The 21101-nt window shown below is 50.2% G+C and carries 21 protein-coding genes and 2 pseudogenes; 13 read left to right on the top strand and 10 right to left on the bottom strand.

The window, feature by feature from the left end; all coding sequences use genetic code 11:
• Positions 1-283 precede the first annotated feature (283 nt).
• The 6 genes and pseudogenes from NQD60_RS07430 to NQD60_RS07405 all read left to right on the top strand — a co-directional run bounded on the left by NQD60_RS07430 (position 284) and on the right by NQD60_RS07405 (position 8821).
• Complete coding sequence (locus NQD60_RS07430) at positions 284-1348, top strand: glycosyltransferase family 4 protein (protein ID WP_257100293.1); 1065 nt, start codon at positions 284-286, stop codon at positions 1346-1348.
• Between the two features lie 268 nt (positions 1349-1616).
• Positions 1617-1883: pseudogene (locus NQD60_RS07425) on the top strand (cupredoxin domain-containing protein); the annotation flags it as partial.
• Positions 1884-1952: 69 nt separating this feature from the next.
• Positions 1953-2792, top strand: coding sequence for an FTR1 family protein (locus tag NQD60_RS07420; protein ID WP_257100292.1), 840 nt, complete (start codon positions 1953-1955; stop codon positions 2790-2792).
• A gap of 127 nt (positions 2793-2919) precedes the next feature.
• Positions 2920-4122, top strand: a complete 1203-nt coding sequence (locus tag NQD60_RS07415) for an efflux RND transporter periplasmic adaptor subunit (RefSeq protein ID WP_257100291.1) — start codon at positions 2920-2922, stop codon at positions 4120-4122.
• A gap of 29 nt (positions 4123-4151) precedes the next feature.
• Positions 4152-7349 carry an efflux RND transporter permease subunit gene (locus NQD60_RS07410; RefSeq protein ID WP_257100290.1) on the top strand — a complete coding sequence of 1066 codons (3198 nt, stop codon included), beginning with the start codon at positions 4152-4154 and terminating at the stop codon, positions 7347-7349.
• Positions 7350-7366: 17 nt separating this feature from the next.
• Positions 7367-8821 carry an efflux transporter outer membrane subunit gene (locus NQD60_RS07405; RefSeq protein ID WP_257100289.1) on the top strand — a complete coding sequence of 485 codons (1455 nt, stop codon included), beginning with the start codon at positions 7367-7369 and terminating at the stop codon, positions 8819-8821.
• A 60-nt stretch (positions 8822-8881) separates the two neighbouring features.
• Here NQD60_RS07405 and NQD60_RS07400 read toward each other — a convergent pair whose 3' ends face one another.
• From NQD60_RS07400 to NQD60_RS07385, 4 genes and pseudogenes are all read right to left on the bottom strand, one after another.
• Complete coding sequence (locus NQD60_RS07400) at positions 8882-9181, bottom strand: helix-turn-helix domain-containing protein (protein WP_257100288.1); 300 nt, start codon at positions 9179-9181, stop codon at positions 8882-8884.
• A gap of 188 nt (positions 9182-9369) precedes the next feature.
• Positions 9370-9723 (bottom strand): annotated as a pseudogene (locus tag NQD60_RS07395) (ATP-binding protein); the annotation flags it as partial.
• A gap of 61 nt (positions 9724-9784) precedes the next feature.
• Entirely contained in the window at positions 9785-10939 is a 1155-nt protein-coding gene (locus tag NQD60_RS07390) for a hypothetical protein (protein ID WP_257100287.1), read from the bottom strand.
• Between the two features lie 191 nt (positions 10940-11130).
• Positions 11131-11310 (bottom strand): transposase, encoded by a 180-nt coding sequence (locus NQD60_RS07385; RefSeq protein ID WP_257100286.1) that lies wholly within the window; start codon positions 11308-11310, stop codon positions 11131-11133.
• Positions 11311-11592: 282 nt separating this feature from the next.
• Between NQD60_RS07385 and NQD60_RS07380 the strand changes: the two genes are divergently transcribed.
• Positions 11593-13041: a hypothetical protein gene (locus NQD60_RS07380; protein ID WP_257100285.1), complete on the top strand. Its 1449-nt coding sequence runs from the start codon at positions 11593-11595 to the stop codon at positions 13039-13041.
• A gap of 126 nt (positions 13042-13167) precedes the next feature.
• The gene (locus tag NQD60_RS07375; RefSeq protein WP_257100284.1) at positions 13168-14106 is read left to right on the top strand and encodes an NACHT domain-containing NTPase; all 939 of its coding nucleotides are present in this window, start codon (positions 13168-13170) and stop codon (positions 14104-14106) included.
• Here NQD60_RS07375 and NQD60_RS07370 read toward each other — a convergent pair.
• The 3 genes from NQD60_RS07370 to NQD60_RS07360 are packed head-to-tail and all read right to left on the bottom strand — an operon-like array spanning position 14070 to position 16631.
• Positions 14070-14858 (bottom strand): metal ABC transporter permease, encoded by a 789-nt coding sequence (locus NQD60_RS07370; protein WP_257100283.1) that lies wholly within the window; start codon positions 14856-14858, stop codon positions 14070-14072. The genes NQD60_RS07375 and NQD60_RS07370 overlap by 37 nt on opposite strands.
• Entirely contained in the window at positions 14851-15696 is an 846-nt protein-coding gene (locus tag NQD60_RS07365; RefSeq protein WP_257100282.1) for a metal ABC transporter ATP-binding protein, read from the bottom strand. Before NQD60_RS07365 ends, NQD60_RS07370 begins: the two co-directional genes overlap by 8 nt.
• On the bottom strand, positions 15693-16631 hold the full coding sequence (locus tag NQD60_RS07360; RefSeq protein ID WP_257100281.1) for a metal ABC transporter solute-binding protein, Zn/Mn family: 939 nt from the start codon (positions 16629-16631) through the stop codon (positions 15693-15695). The genes NQD60_RS07365 and NQD60_RS07360 overlap by 4 nt, the downstream gene beginning before the upstream one ends.
• A gap of 210 nt (positions 16632-16841) precedes the next feature.
• On the opposite strand from NQD60_RS07360, the gene NQD60_RS07355 reads away from it, so the two are divergent.
• The 5 genes from NQD60_RS07355 (at position 16842) to NQD60_RS07335 (ending at position 19811) form a co-directional block, all read left to right on the top strand.
• Positions 16842-17432 (top strand): GspH/FimT family protein, encoded by a 591-nt coding sequence (locus NQD60_RS07355; protein ID WP_257100280.1) that lies wholly within the window; start codon positions 16842-16844, stop codon positions 17430-17432.
• Entirely contained in the window at positions 17405-17854 is a 450-nt protein-coding gene (locus tag NQD60_RS07350; RefSeq protein ID WP_257100279.1) for a hypothetical protein, read from the top strand. Before NQD60_RS07355 ends, NQD60_RS07350 begins: the two co-directional genes overlap by 28 nt.
• A gap of 2 nt (positions 17855-17856) precedes the next feature.
• Positions 17857-18705 carry a PilW family protein gene (locus NQD60_RS07345; protein WP_257100278.1) on the top strand — a complete coding sequence of 283 codons (849 nt, stop codon included), beginning with the start codon at positions 17857-17859 and terminating at the stop codon, positions 18703-18705.
• A gap of 41 nt (positions 18706-18746) precedes the next feature.
• Positions 18747-19256: a hypothetical protein gene (locus NQD60_RS07340; RefSeq protein WP_257100277.1), complete on the top strand. Its 510-nt coding sequence runs from the start codon at positions 18747-18749 to the stop codon at positions 19254-19256.
• Positions 19257-19373: 117 nt separating this feature from the next.
• Positions 19374-19811: a type IV pilin protein gene (locus NQD60_RS07335; RefSeq protein ID WP_257100276.1), complete on the top strand. Its 438-nt coding sequence runs from the start codon at positions 19374-19376 to the stop codon at positions 19809-19811.
• A gap of 135 nt (positions 19812-19946) precedes the next feature.
• Here the strand turns inward: NQD60_RS07335 and NQD60_RS07330 are convergent, their stop codons facing one another.
• The 3 genes from NQD60_RS07330 to NQD60_RS07320 are packed head-to-tail and all read right to left on the bottom strand — an operon-like array spanning position 19947 to position 20981.
• Entirely contained in the window at positions 19947-20309 is a 363-nt protein-coding gene (locus NQD60_RS07330; RefSeq protein WP_257100275.1) for a DUF3318 domain-containing protein, read from the bottom strand.
• Positions 20284-20661 (bottom strand): phage holin family protein, encoded by a 378-nt coding sequence (locus tag NQD60_RS07325; RefSeq protein ID WP_257100274.1) that lies wholly within the window; start codon positions 20659-20661, stop codon positions 20284-20286. The genes NQD60_RS07330 and NQD60_RS07325 overlap by 26 nt, the downstream gene beginning before the upstream one ends.
• Before the next feature lie 17 nt (positions 20662-20678).
• Positions 20679-20981: a YqjD family protein gene (locus NQD60_RS07320; RefSeq protein ID WP_257100273.1), complete on the bottom strand. Its 303-nt coding sequence runs from the start codon at positions 20979-20981 to the stop codon at positions 20679-20681.
• Positions 20982-21101 lie beyond the last annotated feature (120 nt).

Below are 21101 nucleotides of genomic sequence, written 5' to 3'. Positions count from 1 at the left end.
GTTTGGTGGAAGATGGAGGTGCATCCATCTTCCGGATTCTTGTTGTAGCAGAATCGACAAGCGGCAAGGCAAGTGACCTGTTTATCAAAATCACTACAGATAATTTAAAGCAGCGTTGTAAAACAAAGGCCGACAAAGTGTTTCAGTATTGTAACAAGATAAATAATTTGAAATTCACCGCTTGAATTTATTTTAAGCAACAGATAATCCGTGATGAAGTGATTGGCTATTGGATAGCCGTGCTTCAACTTTTGTCCTGAATTTTTATTAGGAGAGTCATGTCATGCGAATCGCTCAAATTGCGCCTTTACACGAGGCTGTGCCGCCAAAATTGTATGGCGGTACAGAACGGGTGGTGTCTTATTTGACAGAAGCCTTAGTTGAGTTGGGCCACGATGTGACCTTGTTCGCCAGTGGCGACTCAATCACCACCGCGCAACTCGAAGCAGTCTGGCCGCAAGCCCTTCGCTTAGATCCAAAGATTCGCGATACGCTAGCCCCCCATATGTTGATGCTCGAACAGGTGTGTCAACGCGCCGACGAATTCGATATCCTGCATGGCCATCTCGATTACTATCCGTTCTCACTTTTTGGCCGCCAGTCCACGCCGTTTCTAACGACCTTGCACGGCCGTCTTGATTTACCTGAGTTACAGCCGGTTTTTAATCTGTTTACGCAAGCTCAGGTGGTGTCCATTTCCGATAGTCAACGTTCGCCACTGCCCCAGGCAAATTGGCTGTCAACCATTTATCATGGCTTGCCGGAAAAAATGTTGATGCCTCGTCCTGATATCCAGCCTGGTTATTTGGCTTTTCTGGGTCGTATTTCGCCTGAAAAGCGAGTTGATACAGCGATTTCGATTGCCGCTAAATGTGGCTTGCCAATCAAAATTGCAGCCAAAATTGACCGCGCCGATCAGGCCTATTACGACGAGCAGATCAAGCCGCTGATGTCGCAGCCGCACGTTGAATATATCGGTGAAATCTCTGAAGCGGAAAAAGCCGCTTTCTTGTCCGGTGCCCATGCGCTGCTGTTTCCGATTGACTGGCCTGAGCCATTTGGTTTAGTCATGATTGAGGCGATGGCCTGTGGTACGCCGGTGATTGCTTTTAAGCGTGGCTCAGTCCCCGAAGTGATCGACCACGGCGTGACGGGCTTTTTAGTGAGTGATGAAATGGAGGCGGTGGCTGCGGTGAAGCGCTTGCACACAGTGTCGCGCGATACGGTGCGCCAGCAATTTGAAGCACGCTTTACCGCGCAACGGATGGCGGAAGATTATATTGTCGCTTACGAACATCTTTTGCATCAACAACGCCGCACGGTGTTACGTGAAGTCGCAGTAGGTTAGAAAAAGGGCCGCACACACTTCGTGTGGCCATTTTTTTATTCAGATCTAAGCGTGAGATAAATTAAAAGGGTGGTATACTTATTTCTCATTGAGAATGATTCGCATTAGCGCTACCATTGCTTTTTAGTACTGTCTGTCTGTTTGTTCAACTCAATATTAAATCCTCTCATCAAGGAATATTTAAATGAAAATCAGTCTCATAATTACTCTTTTCACGCTGACTTGTGCGTTGTCCAATGTTGTACACGCGCGCACAGAAACAAAAGAAGAGTTACCGACCTTCAAACTTGAGATGGCTGACGGGAAATTGATGCCATCTCGCATCGAGGTGCCGGCTAATCAGGCGATCAAACTTGAAATTGAAAATACCGGCAAAAGCGCGGTTGAATTTGAAAGCATTCAATTGCGTAAAGAGAAGGTGCTCAGCCCTGGCGCCAAATCTTTTGTTGTGATTAAAAAAATGGCACCGGGCGAATACAAATTTTTTGATGATTTTCATCAAGCGACGGCACAAGGGGTGATCGTCGCGAGATAAATTTGAGTTTAAGTAGAAACAGGGATAGGGATAGCCGTAGGCGGTAATCAGGTAGCTTTGGAGAGCTCGATGGGGCAGGTGCTGTTTGTAGTATGGCGTGAAAGTGTTGAAGCATTGTTGGTGATCGGCATTTTATATGCGTGGTTGCGCAATGGTGACAAGACGGCGCGGCAGGGCCTGCCTTATCTGTGGCTAGGAGTTGGCATAGGTCTGCTAGTGGCGGTTGCGTTTGGCGCGGCATTAGTGAACTTTAGTGAAACCCTCTCCGGTGAAACCCAGGATTATTTCCAAGCCGCAATGGTCTGGATTGCGGCTGTGCTGATTGTACAGATGGTATTGTGGATGAGATATCACGGCGGCACCTTAAAACAAGGCATCGAAGCATCATTACAAAAAAGTACTCAAAATGCGCATTGGTGGGGGGTGACGCTGCTTGCTGCATTGGCAGTTGCGCGCGAAGGAAGTGAGACGGTCATCTTTCTCTATGGACTGGGTTTTGGGCAAGCAGGATATATTTTGCCTATGCACCTGGCTGCCGTATTGATAGGCTTTGGCCTAGCCCTCCTAACGTTTTACCTATTGCAGTTGGGTGGCAAATTGTTTTCTTGGCGCGCTTTTTTTCGCGTGACTGAAATGATGTTGCTCTTTCTCGCTGCGGGCTTGGTCCAAGCCGGTGTTGATAAACTCATCGATAAGGACATACTCCCTGCTCTGATCGACCCGCTGTGGAATACTTCAGCGCTGCTCGATGATTCTAATGCTGCGGGTACATTGTTGGCGGCATTGACCGGCTATCGTGCATATCCATCGTTAATGAATGTGTTGGCGTATCTTATTTATTGGGCTGTGGTGGCTTGGTTAGTGAGACGTACACAACAGTGCCTGACGGTTAAAAATCGGCCGGCATGAATAGACAAGGGCGCATTCTAGCCCATGATACGTTGCTCTAATACATGCGCTAGCTTGGTATGCAATCCGTCTATATAATAAGCCATTCGAAATTCTTTCAATAATGATTAATACAAGAGGTCGCTCCATGCATATCAATCGGTTCTTTTTCAATTTGATTGGTCTTGTTGCGCTACTTGCACTGGCCGCTTGTGGCAAAAAACAGGCCCCTCCGTCACCGCCGGTAACAGAAGTGGGGATTGTCACACTCGAGCCGCAAACTGTGCCAGTGACAATTGATGTACCTGGACGCACCTCTGCTTGGCAGATTGCTGAGGTGCGCGCACGTGTCAATGGCATTGTGCTTAAACGTGAATTTAAAGAAGGCAGCGAAGTGAAAGCGGGCCAGCGCCTCTACAAAATTGACTCAGCTCCTTATAAAGCTCAGTTTGAGAGTAGCCAAGCCGCGTTGGCAAAAGCACACGCTAGTTTAAATGCAGTCGCGGCTAAAGCTGAACGTTACAAACCATTGATCGCAGCGCATGCGATTAGCCAGCAAGAATATGACAATGCGCTGGCTGAGCATGGCCAAGCGATGGCAGACGTTGGTGTTGCTAAGGCCGCGCTTGAAGTGGCGCGCATTAACCTTGGCTATACCGAAGTGAGCTCGCCGATTGCAGGTTGGATTGGCAAATCCTATGTCACTCCAGGCGCTTATGTGCAAGCCGGCCAGGCAACGTTGTTAGCCACGGTGCAGCAAATCGACCCGATTTACGTTGATGTGACGCAATCGAGCAGTGACGTTTTGCGTTTGCGCCGTGAAATGGCAGACGGCCAATTGCAAATGACTGGTCGTAACGAGGTCAAGGTCGACCTCGTGCTGGAAGATGGCTCATCTTATCCGTTCCAAGGAAAGTTGCAGTTTTCCGATATCGCGGTCGAACCGGGTACGGGCACGATCACCTTACGCGCGCTCTTTCCAAATCCGAAAAAAGCCTTGCTGCCTGGTATGTTTGTTCGTGCGCGCATCCAAGAAGGTGTGAACCATCGTGCGCTGGTGGTGCCGCAGGTTGGCGTGACTCATGACGCAAAAGGCCAACCGACTGCCTTGATTGTCGATCAAGATAATAAAGTTGCTTTGCGTGTACTAACAACGATGCGAGCTGCTGATGATAATTGGCTGGTAGCGAGTGGTTTGAACGCAGGCGACAGAGTCATTGTGCAAGGGTTGCAAAAAGTGCAGCCTGGGATGACCGTCAAACCGGTAACCACACAGGTATCGCCGACGGCTGAAGCTGCTGCTGGGCCACAGCCTGCGGCCAGCGACGTCGCGGACGCTAACGCAGAATAACCGTATTAAAAATAAGGGAAACCATTTTCATGGTTAAATTTTTTATCGATCGACCGATTTTTGCATGGGTGCTAGCTATTATTTTGATGATGGCCGGAGCGTTGTCGATTCGCACCTTGCCTGTTGAACAGTATCCATCGGTAGCGCCGCCCGCAGTGCAGATCAGCGCAGCTTATCCAGGCGCATCGGCCCAAACCGTTGAAAACACAGTCACCCAGGTGATTGAACAGCAAATGAATGGGATCGACCATTTGCTGTATATGTCCTCCACCAGTGAAAACTCGGGTGGCGCAAATATTACGCTGACCTTCGCGCCGGGTACCAACCCGGATGTGGCGCAAGTGCAGGTGCAAAACAAACTACAACTGGCCTTACCCCTATTGCCGCAAACCGTGCAGCAACAAGGTATCAAAGTCACTAAGTCGTCCGGTAGTTTCTTGATGGTATTAGCCTTCGTGTCTACCGACGGTAGCATGAATAAGTTTGATTTGGCCAATTACGTTGCGGCCAATGTGCAAGATCCAATTAGCCGGGTTGATGGGGTCGGCACCACGACGCTGTTTGGTACCCAGTATGCAATGCGAGTGTGGTTGCATCCAGATAAACTGGCTAGCTACCGCCTAACGCCAGTCGATGTCACCAACGCACTCTCTGAGCAAAATGTCCAAGTGCCAGGGGGCCAGTTAGGTGGCTTACCGGCCGTGGATAAGCAACAACTCAATGCGGTGATTACCGAAGCAACCTTGTTAAGGACGCCGGAACAATTTAGGAATGTCTTATTAAAGGTGATGCCAGACGGTTCACAAGTGCGTTTGCGGGATGTCGCACGGATTGAACTCGGCGGTGAAAGCTATAACGTAGATACCCGCTATAACGGCCAGCCTACCGCTGGCTTTGCGCTTAAACTGGCGACGGGCGCGAATGCCTTGCAAACCGCGCGGCTGGTACGTGAACGGATTGAAGAGTTATCGAAATACTTCCCACCCAGTTTAGTCGTGAAATATCCATACGACACCACGCCCTTTGTGCGCATCTCGATCGAAGAAGTGATCAAGACACTATTTGAAGGGATTGTGCTGGTGTTTTTGGTGATGTACTTATTCCTGCAAAATTGGCGTGCTACGCTGATCCCAACCATTGCCGTGCCAATTGTGTTGTTGGGTACGTTTGGCGTGATGGCAGCGGTCGGTTTTTCGATTAATACCTTGTCGATGTTTGGCCTTGTGCTGGCGATTGGGTTATTAGTCGATGATGCGATTGTGGTCGTTGAAAACGTCGAGCGGGTCATGGCGGAAGAAGGGCTTTCACCGCGCGAGGCAACCCGTAAAGCAATGGGCCAGATTACGGGTGCGCTGGTTGGCGTGGCGCTTGTTTTATCCGCGGTATTTGTACCGATGGCGTTTTCCAGCGGTTCAGTGGGAGCAATCTATCGTCAGTTCTCACTGACCATTGTGTCGGCGATGGTGCTCTCAGTATTAGTGGCACTGATTCTGACGCCAGCTTTATGCGCGAGTTTGCTCAAACCGATTCCTAAAGGACACCACGAAGAGAAAAAAGGGTTTTTCGGCTGGTTTAACCGGACTTTCGAGCGTGGTCGCGATAAATACCAGTCAGGCGTGCGTGGTGTCATCGCTCGCTCTGGACGTTGGTTTGGCATTTATGCGGTGATTATCGTGGTCGTTGGTGTGCTGTTTATGCGCATGCCTACGGCTTTCTTGCCGGATGAAGACCAAGGGATTTTATTTGTGCTGGTGCAAACCCCGCCAGGCTCAACCCAACAGCGGACCCAAGCAGTCCTGAGCGAAGTTAGCCAATATCTGTTGCAAGATGAAAGCCAGCTGGTTGAATCGGCCTTTGAGGTCAATGGCTTTAGTTTTGCTGGCAGTGGCCAAAATTCGGGCATGGTTTTTGTTAGATTAAAAGATTGGAAACATCGTACGAGAGCGGATCAATCGGTACAAGCACTCATGCAGCGCTCTTTTATGCGTTTTTCGCAGATTAAAGATGCCATGGTGTTTCCGATTAATCCACCGCCGATTATCGAGCTTGGCACAGCCTCTGGCTTTGATATGCAATTGCAAGATCGCGCCGGTCTCGGCCATGATGCCTTGATGCAAGCTCGCAATCAGTTGCTAGGGATGGCGGCACAAAGCCCAATATTGATGCAGGTGCGCCCGAACGGTCTGAATGACACGCCGGAATTTCATGTGGATATTAATCGTGAGAAGGCCAGCGCGCTGGGGATTCCGTTGTCTTTGATTGATCGGAGTTTTTCGATTGCTTGGGGCGGAGCTTACGTTAACAGTTTCCTAGATAGGGATAACCGCATCAAAAAGGTTCTGGTCCAAGGGGACGCCCCTTTTCGCATGACCCCGGAAGACATTCAGCGTTGGTATATCCGCAATGCGCAAGGCGAGATGGTGCCGTTCTCGTCATTCGTCAGTTCGCATTGGGGTTATGGCTCGCCTAAGCTTGAGCGTTATAACGGTGTCTCCTCGGTAGCCATCCAGGGCTTAGCAACTCCAGGCAAAAGCACCGGGGATGCAATTCAAGAAATGCAAAACCTGGCAGCAAAATTGCCGCATGGCATTGGCTATGAATGGACCGGTATGTCGCTCCAGGAGATTTTATCCGGCTCGCAAGCGCCATTACTGTATGCCATTTCAATCTTGGTGGTGTTTTTAAGCTTAGCTGCGCTTTATGAAAGCTGGTCGATTCCATTCTCGGTGATCTTGGTGGTGCCACTTGGGATCATTGGTGCTTTATTGGCGGCGACAGGTCGCGGCCTATCTAATGATGTGTATTTCCAGGTGGGCTTATTGACCACCGTTGGTTTGTCTGCAAAAAACGCGATTTTGATTGTTGAGTTTGCCAAAGAACTGGAGGCACAGGGCAGAACCGCAATGGAAGCAGCCATCGAAGCCGCGCGTTTGCGTTTGCGGCCAATCTTGATGACTTCATTGGCTTTTGTGCTTGGCGTGCTGCCTTTGGCAATTAGCCGTGGTGCCGGTTCTGCTGGGCAACATGCGATTGGCACGGGGGTTATCGGCGGGATGCTGAGCGCCACCTTTATCGCCATTTTCATCATCCCAATGTTCTTTGTGGTGGTGCGTGCCAAATTCTGTCAATCTAAATCAAAGCAGAAGGTGCAAGCTGGCGCTGACCCGCTGGTAAACGCTTCAAGTCATGAGAGCAATTCGGATGCAGATACTCACCCGAAAATTTGAACCTCAGGAACATGCAAATGCGTGAATTTTCTCTTTTAGCTGCATTGTCAATCGCAGCAGTTTCAGCTGCCTGTACGCTGGCGCCACGTTATGAGCGCCCAGCAACGCCGGTTGCCGCTACCTATCCTACGGGGGATGCGTATACCTTGCTGGCTGAGTCAACCTCAGCGCCGGTTGATTTGGGCTGGCGCCAGTTCTTTGCGGACCCGCGTTTGCAAAAGTTGATTGAGCTGGCGTTACGCAATAATCGCGATTTGCGCGTAGCGGCATTAAATGTGCAACAAGCACGTGCACAATATCGGATTCAGCGCGCAGGCTTGGTGCCGGATTTGCGTGCGCAAGGGGCTGGCAATCGTAGTCGCACCCCCGTTGAGCTCTCGATGCTTAACCGTGCAGTGGTGGCTAGCCAGTATGAGGTGGGCGCGGCTGCGGCGTGGGAAATTGACCTTTTTGGCAAGCTACGGAGCTTAAAAGATCATGTCCTGGCGCAATATTTAGCGACGGCTCAAGCCCGCAAGGCGGTTGAGATTTCGTTAGTGGCGCAGTTAGCTAACCAATATTTAACCACCCGTGCCTATGACGAGCAGCTCAAAGTCACCCAAGCAACCCTTAGCGCCGCTCAGGAATCTTACCGGCTTGCCAACGTGCAGTTTGACGCAGGCGTTGGCTCTGAGCTTGATTTGCAAGAGGCTGAGAGTACCGTTGAGCAAGCCCAGGCCAATCACCAAAATCAACTGCGTCTACGGGCCCAGTCTGAAAATGCGCTCACGCTCTTAGTCGGCGAACCGCTGCCGGCCGATTTACCGCAGCCATTGCCGCTTGATCACCAGTCGATACTGGCTGATATTCCAGAAGGCTTACCATCGGATTTGCTGGTGCGTCGCCCGGACATTGCCGCAGCTGAAGAAAATTTGCGGGCGGCTAACGCCAATATTGGCGCGGCTCGGGCTGCATTTTTTCCGAGTATTTCGCTAACCGGACAGTTTGGCAGCGCGAGCCCGGACCTGGGTGGGCTGTTTAAACCAGGCTCGATTGCTTGGGGTTTTGTGCCAAAGGTTTCACTGCCTATTTTTAGCGGTGGTGCGAATCTTGCCAATCTTGATGCGGCGCAAGCAGGTAAGCGGGTCGCTGTTGCACAATATGAAAAAGCGATTCAAACGGCCTTTCGCGAAGTAGCGGATGGGCTTGCCGCGCGCGGTACCTACGATGAACAAATTGCGTCGCTTAAGCGCTACACCGCAGCTCAACAACGTCGGCTTGATCTGTCCACCTTGCGTTATCGCAATGGCATTGATAGCTATCTGCGGGTGTTGAGTGCGCAGACGAGCTTATATGCAGCCGAGCAAGCACTGATTTCAAGCCGCTTGGCACGGCTGGTTAATCTGGTCAATCTATATCAATATTTAGGCGGAGGCTGGCTTGAGCGTACTGGTGATGCGCCGCGGCCAGCGGATGTGCCTATCGCATCATAAAGAAATATAGGTCGGGTCCAATGCGCCAGGACTTTCTAGGCGCTATTGGACCCGACCTTTTCATTTTGCTACCCTAATGCGCTTAGGTAGACGCTCGTCCATCATATCTAGGCCTAACGGATCGTTGGTACGGTCAATAAGTTTCTCTAGATCGTCAATTTTACCTAGTACATACAGAGCGAGCGCGTAGCTGCCCATGTTAACTTTAGGGTCACCTTTTTCGATCTTTGATAACGTAACGCGAGTGACGCCAATTCGTTCAGCCATTAGGGCAACTGTGATACGACGGCGTTTACGAGCATCTCGAATGTCTGCCCCTAATTTTTGCAGAGCGCGTTCAACGCGGAATGATCTCATCATAGTGTGCCTATACTCGATTGGATTTTGAAATAAGGTATCTTATATTTTTCCTTATCTTTAAATAAGTAAACTAAAATATACTTTATATTGTTATGTAAGCGACGATTCAATACCTGCCTTGTCAGCAGCGATTTAAAACTGATACCTCTCCGTACTACTCGTAGCTGATCTTCCCTTACGGTAGGGCGAATCGTTCCAGCTTGCCGCTGGTGCCTGAGCCGGTAGCTATCGCTGGCGATCGGCACAATATGTGCGTGATGCAGTAAGCGATCGAGCAATGCTGCCGTTAGCGTTGTGTCCTGCGCAAAGGTGCTGTCCCATTGGCCAAATGGCAAGTTGCTGGTGACGATGACACTGCTTTTTTCTTATAAGGTAGCAATCACCTGGGATAACAAATTGGCTTGCTCGCGATTCATCGGTACATAGCCTACTTCGTCAATAATCATCAGCCGATAAGCCCTGATGGTCCGGTGTAAAGTGGCTTTCATATTGTTTTGCTGATAAGCCGTCGTCAACAGGAGCATTAGGTCCGCGGCTGTCGTTGCGGGACACAGAATAATCGTGTTCTGAGAATTTCATAACAAATAGTACTAGGGCTTGTCCTCAATCCCGTGCTGCCGACGCATTACCTCGTGAGCGCTCATGCTTAACCCACAAGAAGCGAGAGTAGGCATCAATCCTGTTAGTACTATCTCCGCTCTTGATTCCGGCATCCGCCATCATCTGTTGATAGGCCTGTGGCTTAAATTGCGCCGTAAATAAATAGCCGCTGCGCAATTGCTTGGTATCTTTCGAGTTACCAGAGCCACTGGTGCCGTTCAAGCGGCCTGCATATTCCTTTCCGCCGAGAGGAACCACGTCCATAACGGTGTTAGCGATAGGTGTTAACTGCTGGGCATGGATGCCGTACCGACCACTCGCATACAGCCGATAGACGCCTGCTACGTCAAGACTGCCGTGATTGCAATCTTCGGCCGTTTTCTGGGGCATCGAATAGCCCCAGTCATCCGCGGGAAGATGCGCTTTATCGGTATAGCGTGACACGCCATCTTTAAAGAACCAATCAATGTTGGATTTAACAATCTGATCGTAAAGCTTGACTCGCTCTGGCGCATCCTTTAGCAACTCATGCGCTTGGGCTAGATTCATAAAGCCATAATCGAACATCATTTGCTGATTCCACGGTACTGGCAGCCCGGTTTTATACGGTGAGGCATTTGAGAAGTACATATGCTTGCCATTACGCAGCGTGAGTAATGATTTCAGAATATGCTGATCGACCGTTTTGTCCGCTTCAATGACATAGCGCTTAGCGCGTTTCAGATAGGTTTTTCCAAAATGATGAGGGTCCCCATCAGGAACGACCTCATTATAGATAGCACATGTTTGCAGAATTTGTTTAGCGCAAGTGGCAAGGTGTCCAACGGGGTCACCTTGTTCACCACCAGTTTGAATCGGATTTGCATTAGGTTGATTGGGCCAAACTGGATCGACACGCCCCGTCCAGATAACACGCTTACCACTCAGATCATTGCGTATGGACAAAAGCGTGTCACAGAACGACACCGTTTTGTCCAGAATTTCCTTTTTTGGCGCAATCTCATAGACCAATGCCATGGCCTTCAAATTTTCACCGCTGTGACCTTGGACCCACTCATTATGCTCATTCGTGGGTACTGGATTTAATGTCTGCGTATAACTGATAAATGATTGAATTTCGTTTTTAGTGACGGGACCATCCAAGCTGTCGACTACCATATTCTCTTGGGATACTGCATTAGTATGCGTATGGCGTGCTATAGAAGGAGGCGGACTGCCTAGTGGGACACCTGTAAACAAAAGTGAAATAAAAGAAGGAATTTTCATAAAGAATTAGAGGTCAACAGAGTTGAAAAATGGCGCGTACACAAATACCTACCTTTCTTCGGAAAACCCGTGTCATCAAGTATCTATACACTCTTCTCAATCTCTGACTGAGTCAAGGCCGACAACACTTTACCGCTTACTGTCTCCAACAACGACCGATCACTCCATTCTGACTGCGTAACCAGATGATGCGCCGAGCAAATATCCTCAGGATGCACTCGCGCTGCCATCGGCTCTACGCTCTTCCTGCCTTTAGTTAGCATCAAGCCCTTTGCTACCAGTGCGTCGGCGCTTCACGATCTGCATGCGATAAGGATTTCACGATTTCATTACAATACGATTCGAAACGCTTTTCAACACCACTGCTCATTTTCGTCTCCAAGATCATCGATGTCTTAATTAATTTACCATATTCATTAGGGGCTGTTGAAGTTTGTCACTAATTCCTTGAAAAATAAGAGAAAACTCGTATTGTCTTGGGGTGGGTTTACTCAAATCGATGCCATATTACAATGACAAATTATAAAAAATAATAGGAGAACACTATGTTGGGCAGCGTTTTTTCGTCATCACGAAGCGTGCTCTCGCTACAGGAAACGCTGGATCTCGCTAGCTCTTACTTAGAGACCGCCCGCAAGGCTAAGGATCCCAAGATCGCGTTGGTGTTATGCGACGACGCAGAAGCCTCGTTATCCGAGATGAAAAAAGCCGTGAGAAAGGCGCATGCTCCTGAAACTTTAGCAGACCAAACCCTACGAGATAAAATCGCCACCGTGTATTTAGAGCATGGCAAGGTGTTAGAGCAGTTAGAGCAAACTGATAGGGCGCAGGCAAGCTATAAAAAGGCGAAAAAGTGGGGCCCTGAGGAAAGTTCCTCAACTGTTCTCGGTGTGTCGCTGTCTGCGCGCAGTGCGCCAACTGTGGCTCAGACGGCCACCTCTACCTCCCTATCTGCCCAGCAAAAAAGCGAACTGGTAGATTATCTATTTGAAAAAGCGCTGTTGACGCTTAGCTCTTTAGAGGTGTCGAATAAACCGAGTCTTTTTCTGGTGTATGCCCACGATAATCAAGATCACGGAGAGGCCAAAGCCTCTACGTCTAAATATTTAATCGAAAAACTATCTGAAATCCAAGTCATTTTATATTCCGATCAAGCACCAATGGCGCAACCGTATTCAAGCTCTGAAGAAGAGCTGAAAGAGGACGCCCGGTTAGAAAATATCTTAAGCAATCAGCTCTGTTTGTTGCCCGATCAGTTAAAAAAAGGAGTGAAGCCGGTCGATAAGGTCGTGGTCTGTTGTTCCGCGGTATTAGGAAGCTACCTGAAAGAATGGTCGGACTATGAAAAATTTTATCAGGAACTTAAAAAAGCTTATGCCGAAGATCGAAAAGCCTATCTCGAAGACGCTGAACGAGCGAGCGCTATGGCAATACGTCAGGTGGTCAAGAAATTTTCACAAGAGCCGGCCTATAAAGCTGGGTTCCATCATGTGTTAACGGAAATGGCTTTTTTGGAAATTCGAGCAGAGGAACGGGGAGAGGATCGGTACGGCATTATTCCGGTTTCTTTAACCCCAGATAGCTATCAGCAATGCCAGGCGCGTTTTATTACATCGACCACGGTGTGCATGGAGGATATGCTTAGATTTGATGTGGAGGGCAAAGCAGAACAGGACGTGCATCCTAATCAAAAAAAACAGCATGGAGTCCTTTTTAAGCTAATCGAGCGGCTTTTAGCGGGCAACAATGAGGCCAAAACGTTTCTGAGCAAGTTTTGGGAGGGGCACGGCAATTTTATGGCTCGTTTAAAAAAAGAGCCTTCACTTGGTCATCTTGAGTTTGCCCGATTAATAGACAGTATCTTCGATGATATACGCACCGCGTTGCACAGTCGGCTGGCCTCCACCGTGCAGCAACGCCACCATCAACTATGGGTGCTGAATGCGGATCCCAGAGAGGCACTGAAGGCACAATATTTTGCTGCGCTCAAATAAGATGAAGCGTTTAAGGAAACTGAAAAGCTGTATGTTGAACCGCGCGGCAAAGCGAGTTTAGATGGAAAGGCAGAAACCTTTGACCTTTTATCTAAAATTAAAGCGCTGCTGACAGATAAACAGGTGGTGCTGTTGACAGGAGACTCTGGGGCGGGCAAATCTACCTTGAATCGTCTGCTCGAAAAGCAGTTATGGGAAAAGAAAGAAGAACCGGGTGCAATTCCGCTATTTATCTCTCTGGCGAGCATTGACAAACCTGAGCACGATCTAATCGCCAAAGCGTTAAAGAAAAAAGGGCTATCCGAATTTCAGATTCAGACATTAAAGAAAGAAAAACAAAAATTTATCTTTATTTTGGACGGCTATGACGAGATTCGGCAGATGCAGAATTTGTATCTGAGCAATCGGATTAGCCAGTCCGACGGTTGGCAGGGGCAGATGGTGATCAGCTGTCGCAGTGAATATCTGGGCCAGGACTACCTAAGCCGTTTTCAACCGAATCCGAATTTGAAGGGTAAGGACTCATTTTTCCAAGAAGTCGTGATTGAGCCATTTTCAGAAGCAGAGCGCCAATGCTATCTCGAAAAATATGTGGCCCACAACCAGATGGGCTGGGCGTCGCAACGCTATCAAGCAGCCCTTGAACAACAACCACATTTAAAAGCCTTGGTCAGCAACCCCTTTTTATTACGCGTGGTGCTCGACGCCTTGCCGTACTTGGAAAACGAAGGTAAAGTGCGCAGTGCGGTCCAGTTGCGCCTGGACCTGTATGACCAGTTCGTTAGGCTTTGGTTTGAGCGTAACCAGCAGCGTTTAAGCACACAAGATTTAACGGGGACCAGAGGAGTCATCTTCAGGGAGTTATCCGACGATGGTTTTGCCCGGCACGGCCTCCAATTTGTGCAAGACTTAGCGGTGCATCTCTATACAGAGAATGCGGGCAACTCGGTGCTCCACTATTCGTTGTTCAACGACAAGGGAAATTGGCAGGAAGCCTTATATCGTTGTGGCCGCTGGATGCACAAAAATCAGTTACGCCACTTACTAACGAGGCTTAGGCCGTAGACTAATGCGCTTAATGCGGTGATCCAGAAACTGGTTGGCCAATCCGTGTAGTAGGCGAGAGTAATGCCTGCCCATGATTGGAGCAGGGCAAAAAGTGCCGAGACCGCGATACCCATGCCTAGTCGGGTGGTCAAGTTTTGTGCGGCAGCTGCTGGACCCACCATTAAAGTGAAGACGAGTAGCACGCCAACGATTTGTGTACACGCGACTACGGCTAGCGCAACTAGGGCCAAGAACAGCACGGATACAAGTCGTAAAGAGAGTCCTTTGGCTTGTGCGAGTTCAGGCTGCAGCGTGGCAAAGATTAACGGTCGCATAATCAGTGCGAGTGCCGCTAAGCAGAAAAAGCTAAGGATTGCCAGAATGCTCAGCATTGAGGTGCTGACGCCCAAGACATTGCCAAATAAAAGCGCACTCACTTGCGTTGCGTAGGCAGTAAAAAAATGCAAAAAAAGCAAACCAAAGCCAAGCGATAACGACAAAATCATGCCGATTGCAACATCACGTCCGCTTAGCTTTTCACCGAGGGCGCCCATTGCCATACCGGCGGCTAACGTAAAACCCAGTAAACCCCATAGTGGCGCAATGCCAAATAATGCTGCGCCCGTAGCGCCCGTGAAACCGACATGCGAGAGCGCATGTCCAGCAAAGCTTTGTTGCCGTAACACAAGAAAAAAGCCAACTATACCTGCGACTACCGCAACCATCCCAGAGGCGGCGAAGGCATTAATCATAAAATCATATTCAAACATGGTCATGGTGGTGGCGGTGCTCGTCTTTTTCAATTTCGCTGGTGCCAGACATCACAAAGATGCGGCCATGCATACGTAATACTTCGATGGCTGAACCATATAACCGGGACAGCACAGGGCGGGTAATGACTTCATCAATCTCACCTAAAGCCGCACTGCCGCGGCCGAGATAGAGCACGCGGTCAAGTACATGCAACAGCGGATTGAGTTCATGGGCACTAAATAATACCGTGATATCAAGTTGCTGTTGTATACGGCGAACTAATTCAACGATACTGTGTTGATGCGAGGGGTCAAGGCTGATTAAAGGTTCGTCAAGTAATAACAAGCGTGGTTGGCCAAGCAAGCATTGGGCGAGCAAAAGCCGCTGTCGTTCACCGCCAGACATATTGGAGAGGGCTCGTTTTGCTAAATCTTGAGCGTCGACAAGTTCTAACGCGTGCTCAACTGAACGCCGCGCCGCGCGGTCCATCCAAGGTAGGCCCCAGCGATGCCCGTTGGCTGCGCAGGCAATGAAATCAAAGCCAGATAGGTGCGGGTAAGCGCTGACACTGCGCGCTTGCGGCATATAGCCAATCACCGGATTGCCGCGCATGACGTTGGCGCCGAGTACCCGCAGTGTGCCTGTCCGTGGTGTAATCAGGCCCAGCAGGGCGCGCAATAACGTCGTTTTACCTGCGCCATTTGGACCCAGCAAGCCGATAAATTCACCTTGTTGAATGGACAAGGTAATGTCACGCAAAACGGTGTGTTTGCCAAGTTCAAGCGTGACGTGTGCCAGTTCAATTGCGTTTTTACCGTGGTTGGCGCCCTGATTGGGCATCCTATTGGGGTTCATTTTGGCGGTCCTGCGAGTGCTTGTTCGAGCGCGTTTAATTGTGACAGTATCCATGCTTGATACGAGATATCAGCAGGTTTGGTTTCACTGACATTCACCACGGCAATTTGGGCCGCACGAGCGAGTTTGAGCATATGCCTGGTCATTTCATCCGAGGTCTGCGCATTGTAGATCAATACGTTTACTCGCCGTTGCCGGAGATCTGTTTCAAAGGCGGCGATATCGGTAGCGCTTGGCTCGGTGTCGTTCATGATGGCCTGTTGAAAGCGCGCATTGCTGACTTTGAGTTCAAGGGCTTGCATGAGATAACCCATGATAGGCTCTGTTGCCGTGACCGGTGTACCGCGATATTTTGCCCGTAGCGCGGCAATTTTTGTCTCAATCGGCTTTAATGAAGCAAGAAATGCTGTAAGGCGTGCGTTGTAATCATCTTGGTGAGTTTTATCAGCGCGAATTAAAAAGGCGGTAACCGCGGCACCCAGCGCGGGCATCGTTTCCGGTAAATACCAAAGGTGGGGGTTATCTCCGGCTTTCTTGCCGACCAGCGAAGCCACCACAATCTGCTCGCGCTGCGGTGCTTTTGACGCAGCTAAAAGCTTGGGTAGCCATGGATCATAATCAGCGCCGTTATATACCACCAGGCGAGCGTTAGCCAGCTGGCGCGCAGTGGATGGACTGGCCTCGAAGAGGTGTGGGTCTTGATTGGGCTGAGTGATGAGGCTGGTGACGGTGACATGTTCACCGCCTAGTTGGGCCAGGACATCGCCATAAAAATTCTCCGCGGCAACCAGCAGCAGGCGTGGTGACGCGTCGGCTGAGGCAGCAGCCGGTTGCGAGGTGCTCTGAGCTATGGCAAATGCACTAACGGCAAATAAGCTTATCGACAATAAAAAACGGGTAATACAAGTGGACATGCGCTGAATCGAAATAGACATGAGGCAACCGGAAAAGAAAAAGCTTGAGTAGGCCAGATGATATACCAGATAACGCCTCGCCACTGGAATGACTGCTTTAACTCTATCTTTTGGCCGATTGCGCGAGCGTGTTCAGTTGCGTACAGTGAGCAATAAATGTGTAGGTAAAAGGGTGGCGCTAGCGTATTTTGGGGCGCGCAGAGTTGATGCTGTGCTGAAGGGGAAGTTTTGATGCGGTATCGTTATGTGATCTGGCCGGTCAATGCGGGTTTTATGCTGCTTGAACTTTTGCTGGTGCTGAGCCTGTTAGGCGCGATGGCAGTGGCAGCAACGCCATCAGTTAGGAATTGGCTGGTGCGTGATCATGTAGAGATGCAAGCGCAGGCGTTGCTGGCGACATTGACCTATGCGCGCAGCGAAGCAATCCGGCGCGCCATGCGCATTACAGTCTGCCGTGATGACGGTTATGGGCGCTGCTCCGAAAATCATAAACAGCGGGCGGCAACGGAACTTAACAACTGGGCCAGCGGCTATTTAGTGCTAGCTGAATTGCCAACCCATCTTGAACAGCGTAGAGGCATGCAGGTTTTGCGAATACAAGCACCGATTGAGGCGGTTACGATTCAAGGCGCGTCTGCGCCTCTCTCATTCACGCCGCCTGCTGGGCAGGTGATAGGTGGCTTTCGCAGTTTTGAAATTGCTGCTCGCACGGCCGCCGCTGGCTCTGGTCACGTTAGAGTATGCCGATGTGTGCGGATTGCAGCAGGTGGCCGCAGCCGCATCATGAATGGCTCATGTGTCGCTGCAAATTACGCCAGCTAAAGCATTGGGTGCGCTTTATGCTGGGCGATTCTTTGCTTGAAGTGATGCTTGCCCTATGGCTAATTGGGCTGGCGGCGCTTGGCACAATGCGTATCCAGCTATGGGCCGTGCGTTCCCAGCAGTCGACACTTTGGCGTACTTATGCCCTGAATTTAGCCGATGCTGCGGCTGAAGCGCTGCGCGCTGGTTATCCGGCCACTCGTGTTGCCACGGAGTGGCAAACACGTGCCGCTCAATTACTGCCGTCTGGTGGGATACGCATTATTGACCAAGCGCCCGAGACTCGATTGATTGTGTTGCATTGGCAAAGACCCGCCCAATGGTTGAGTCACTTTGATCCGGAGCGGAGTGCTGCTGATGAGTGTCTATCTAACGCAACAGAGGCGATAGAGCAATGTGTCGTGCTGGCCGTTGCCAAATAAATATGAGCCGGCTGAATAAAGTGCGCCGGGCAAATCTCGCAGAACCTCGCGGCATCTATGGGCACACTCTATTAGAGTTGATTATTGCTGTTGCTCTAGGGAGTGTGATTACATTGGCGGCTTTGACACTCTATCGTGGGCAGCGTGAGCTATTTGAGCATATTACACAACGCGCGCGCCGTATTGATGCCGGCTTGGCCGCTTTGCAGCTAATCAGTGTGCATGTGCGCCTAGCGGGTTTTGCCACGCCAGGCAATGCCATTCCGGTCGCAGCTATTTTAGGATGTGGCTTGGGGCATTCGCGCAATACGCTAGGTTCAACACCTCATGCAACGGTCTGTGAGCCAACTGCAGCAGGCAACTCAGATGGCATTGAAGTGCGCTATATGGCTGATGAGGTCAGCACTTGGGCCAGTGCGGAGGGGTACGCTACGGATTGTTTGGGGCAAGCCATTGCAACTGAGGGTGAAGACAGAGCAGGTATGCCGGCGCTTGCGGTCAATCGATTTTTTGTGCGCGTTAGTCGATCGACCGGCGAGCCGGAATTATATTGTGAGGGAAGTGGCCGCTATGGGGTTGCCCAGCCGGTGGCTGAAGGCATCGAGCGCTTACGCGTACGCTATTGGCTGATAGGCGCGAGCCGGCTGGTGGCGGCGAGTGAAGTGCCCCCTGCAGGGTGGCCGCAGGTGGTCGCGGTTGAACTGTGCGTAGTTGTACGTGGGGTGCAACGGAGTTTGGCAACCTCGTATATTGATTGTGATGGGGTGCGTATGGTGGCCTCTGATGGCCTGCCGCGTGAGGCTTTGACGGCGTGGGTTGCCTTGCGTAATCAGCGTGGCCTAGCATGGTAGTGGTCTGTCACGATTGGCCTTCTCGCCAGCAGGGTACAGTCTTGTTGTTAGTACTTACTTTAGTGGCTATTTTGCAATTACTTGCTATCTCGACTCTGCATAGGGTGATATTGGATACGCGTACTGCGGTGAATCGAGAAGACAATGTGCGAGCGCTGCACGCAGCGGATGCCGGCTTGATCTTATGTCTGCGCAGGCTGGTCAACGGACATGCGCCAGTACGCAGCTGGCTAGGTGAGGGTGAGCCAGCTTATTGGCGTACGCCTGCTGCATTTAATGGTCTACAGCCGGCGGCGTTTAGCCTCGCCATCTCATGGCCAGATACGGCCAAACCGCCGCAATGTTTGATTGAGACCAAGCCAGCGCAGCTGTCCTCATTGCCATCCCCCCCATCATTGGGGCTGACGCAAGCTAAACAAGCTATTTATTTGGTAACCGTTCGTGGTTTTGGCGCAACGCTTGAAGCACAGGCATGGGCGCAATCTATCATCGTATTTGACCGGGGGGGCCTACACCATAGATGGCGTTCGATAGTGGCGCGGCCTGATTAATTTTCATAATGCCATGGCGCAGCCCATATTTAGGCCGCGGCGTGGGTTGTTGTGCTTTAGCACGGGTAGGATCCAGTGATAAAAAAGAAACACTGCCAACCTCATGATTTGTCTGGCATGAGTCTGCTTGAATTAATGGTGGCGCTGGCGATTATTGCACTAGTCAATTTTTATGTTATTCCTGGCTATCAAAATTATATCCGGCGCGGACATCGTTTGGCGGCCTGTACCGCTCTCTATCGGGCGGCACAGATGATTGAATATGGAGTTGCAGATCCTAATAGAATCGCCAGCAGTAAAGCGGGGGCATTGCCTATCGGTTTTGACCAAGCGCCGCCAGACGCAACGGCGGTATATCGTTTACGCGTGCGCGCCCAAAACGAGGTGAACGGGGGCTATACAATAGAAGCTGAGCCGGTCAGCGCGGGGCCGATGAGTGGCGATGTTTGCGGCAAATATTTGCTTGATGCGAATGGACGGCGCTCGAATGAGGTAGCGGAAAAAGCCCTTCAAACAAGTGCTGAAATCGTGACGTATTGTTGGCAGGGGCGCTAACAGAGTTGCCTAAAGCGGTGGCTTATGCGCAACCTGTGGGGCTGTGTATGTCACAGATTTTTTCTGTAGATTAAATCAAGCAATGCAGCTTATTTGTGTTGTGCAAAATAAGGGCGCGCTTGCCTAATATTAGGGTCAGCGCCGATGGGGGACGATACGACGCCAGAGACGAATCCCCTTCCAGACAGTCACTCCGAGGGCGGTCCATTTTGCGAGTGGTTTAACCGTACGGAATGCGCCTAGCCAGCTTGGGCGAACAAGTAGCAATAACGATAACGCTGAACTTAGCATGGGGTAATCGCGCCAGCGCAAAGGACCCTTACCTAGCGCGCTAGCGGCGGTTGGCTGGGGCAATAACCCCTTGAGCCAACCGAAATACCTGAATTTATTATTTAATTCCGCTCTTGCTTGAGTCAGCTCAGCGCGTTCAAGACCAGCGCGAATGAGCAGCAACTCTTTACGCATTACGCGCTCAAGGTGTTTTCCCGAATGCCTCATGATCTTTCCTAAATTCTGCAAGGGTGGCCTCGAAAGGCGCCGCTGCTTTGCGCAATTTGGCACGGATAGCGCACAGGCAAAATAAGGCGGCGACCGAGTATACAGAAGCCAGCGCTGCCAGCGTTTGCCACCGATGTGTGTCCCACAGCACCGTTACAATTAAGGCCGTCAAGGTAGTGAGCGCGATCGTGCCAAATAATAAGGCGATGAAACTGAGAAAGAGCAGGGAAAATAACCGTGCTTTTTCTTCAGCCAACTCGATTCCTGCTAACTCAAGACGTGTTTGGGCGAGCGCTAAAATCGAACTGAGGAGACGGTTGAGTGCACCGGGTTGAGGTTGTTTATCTTGCATATCGGCCGCCGCTATGCTTATTTGCGGTTAATCAACAGGCCAATTAGAATACCAATACCAGCCGCGATCCCAGTTGCTTGCCACGGATGGTTGTGTACATAATTATCTGTGGCGCGAGCAGCCATTCGGCCTTTTTCGACGACGACAACTTGTATGTCGGCTGCTTTTTCTTTCGCCTGTGCAAGTTGTACAAGGGCTTTTTCGCGTAGCTCAGTAGCTTGTTGGCCGGTAGCGGTGGACGCTTGCTTTAGGAGGTCCTCAGCATCGAGCAAAATAGTTTTGATATCGGTCATGAGTTTTTCCTTATCAACTTTTAACATGGTATAAGTTCCTTTATGATTAAAATTTGATACAAGTTACATTCTTTATCTTAGCGAAATTGAATGCTAATAGCGAGTGTTTTTAAATAAAAAATCCTTAGTTTGATAGATCAAACCATT

It is taken from the genome of Mycoavidus sp. SF9855, from assembly GCF_024582735.1.
Classification (GTDB): Bacteria; Pseudomonadota; Gammaproteobacteria; order Burkholderiales; family Burkholderiaceae; genus Mycoavidus.
The sequence above is the reverse complement of the archived record's forward strand: the minus strand, read 5'-3'. Positions and strand labels throughout refer to the sequence as shown.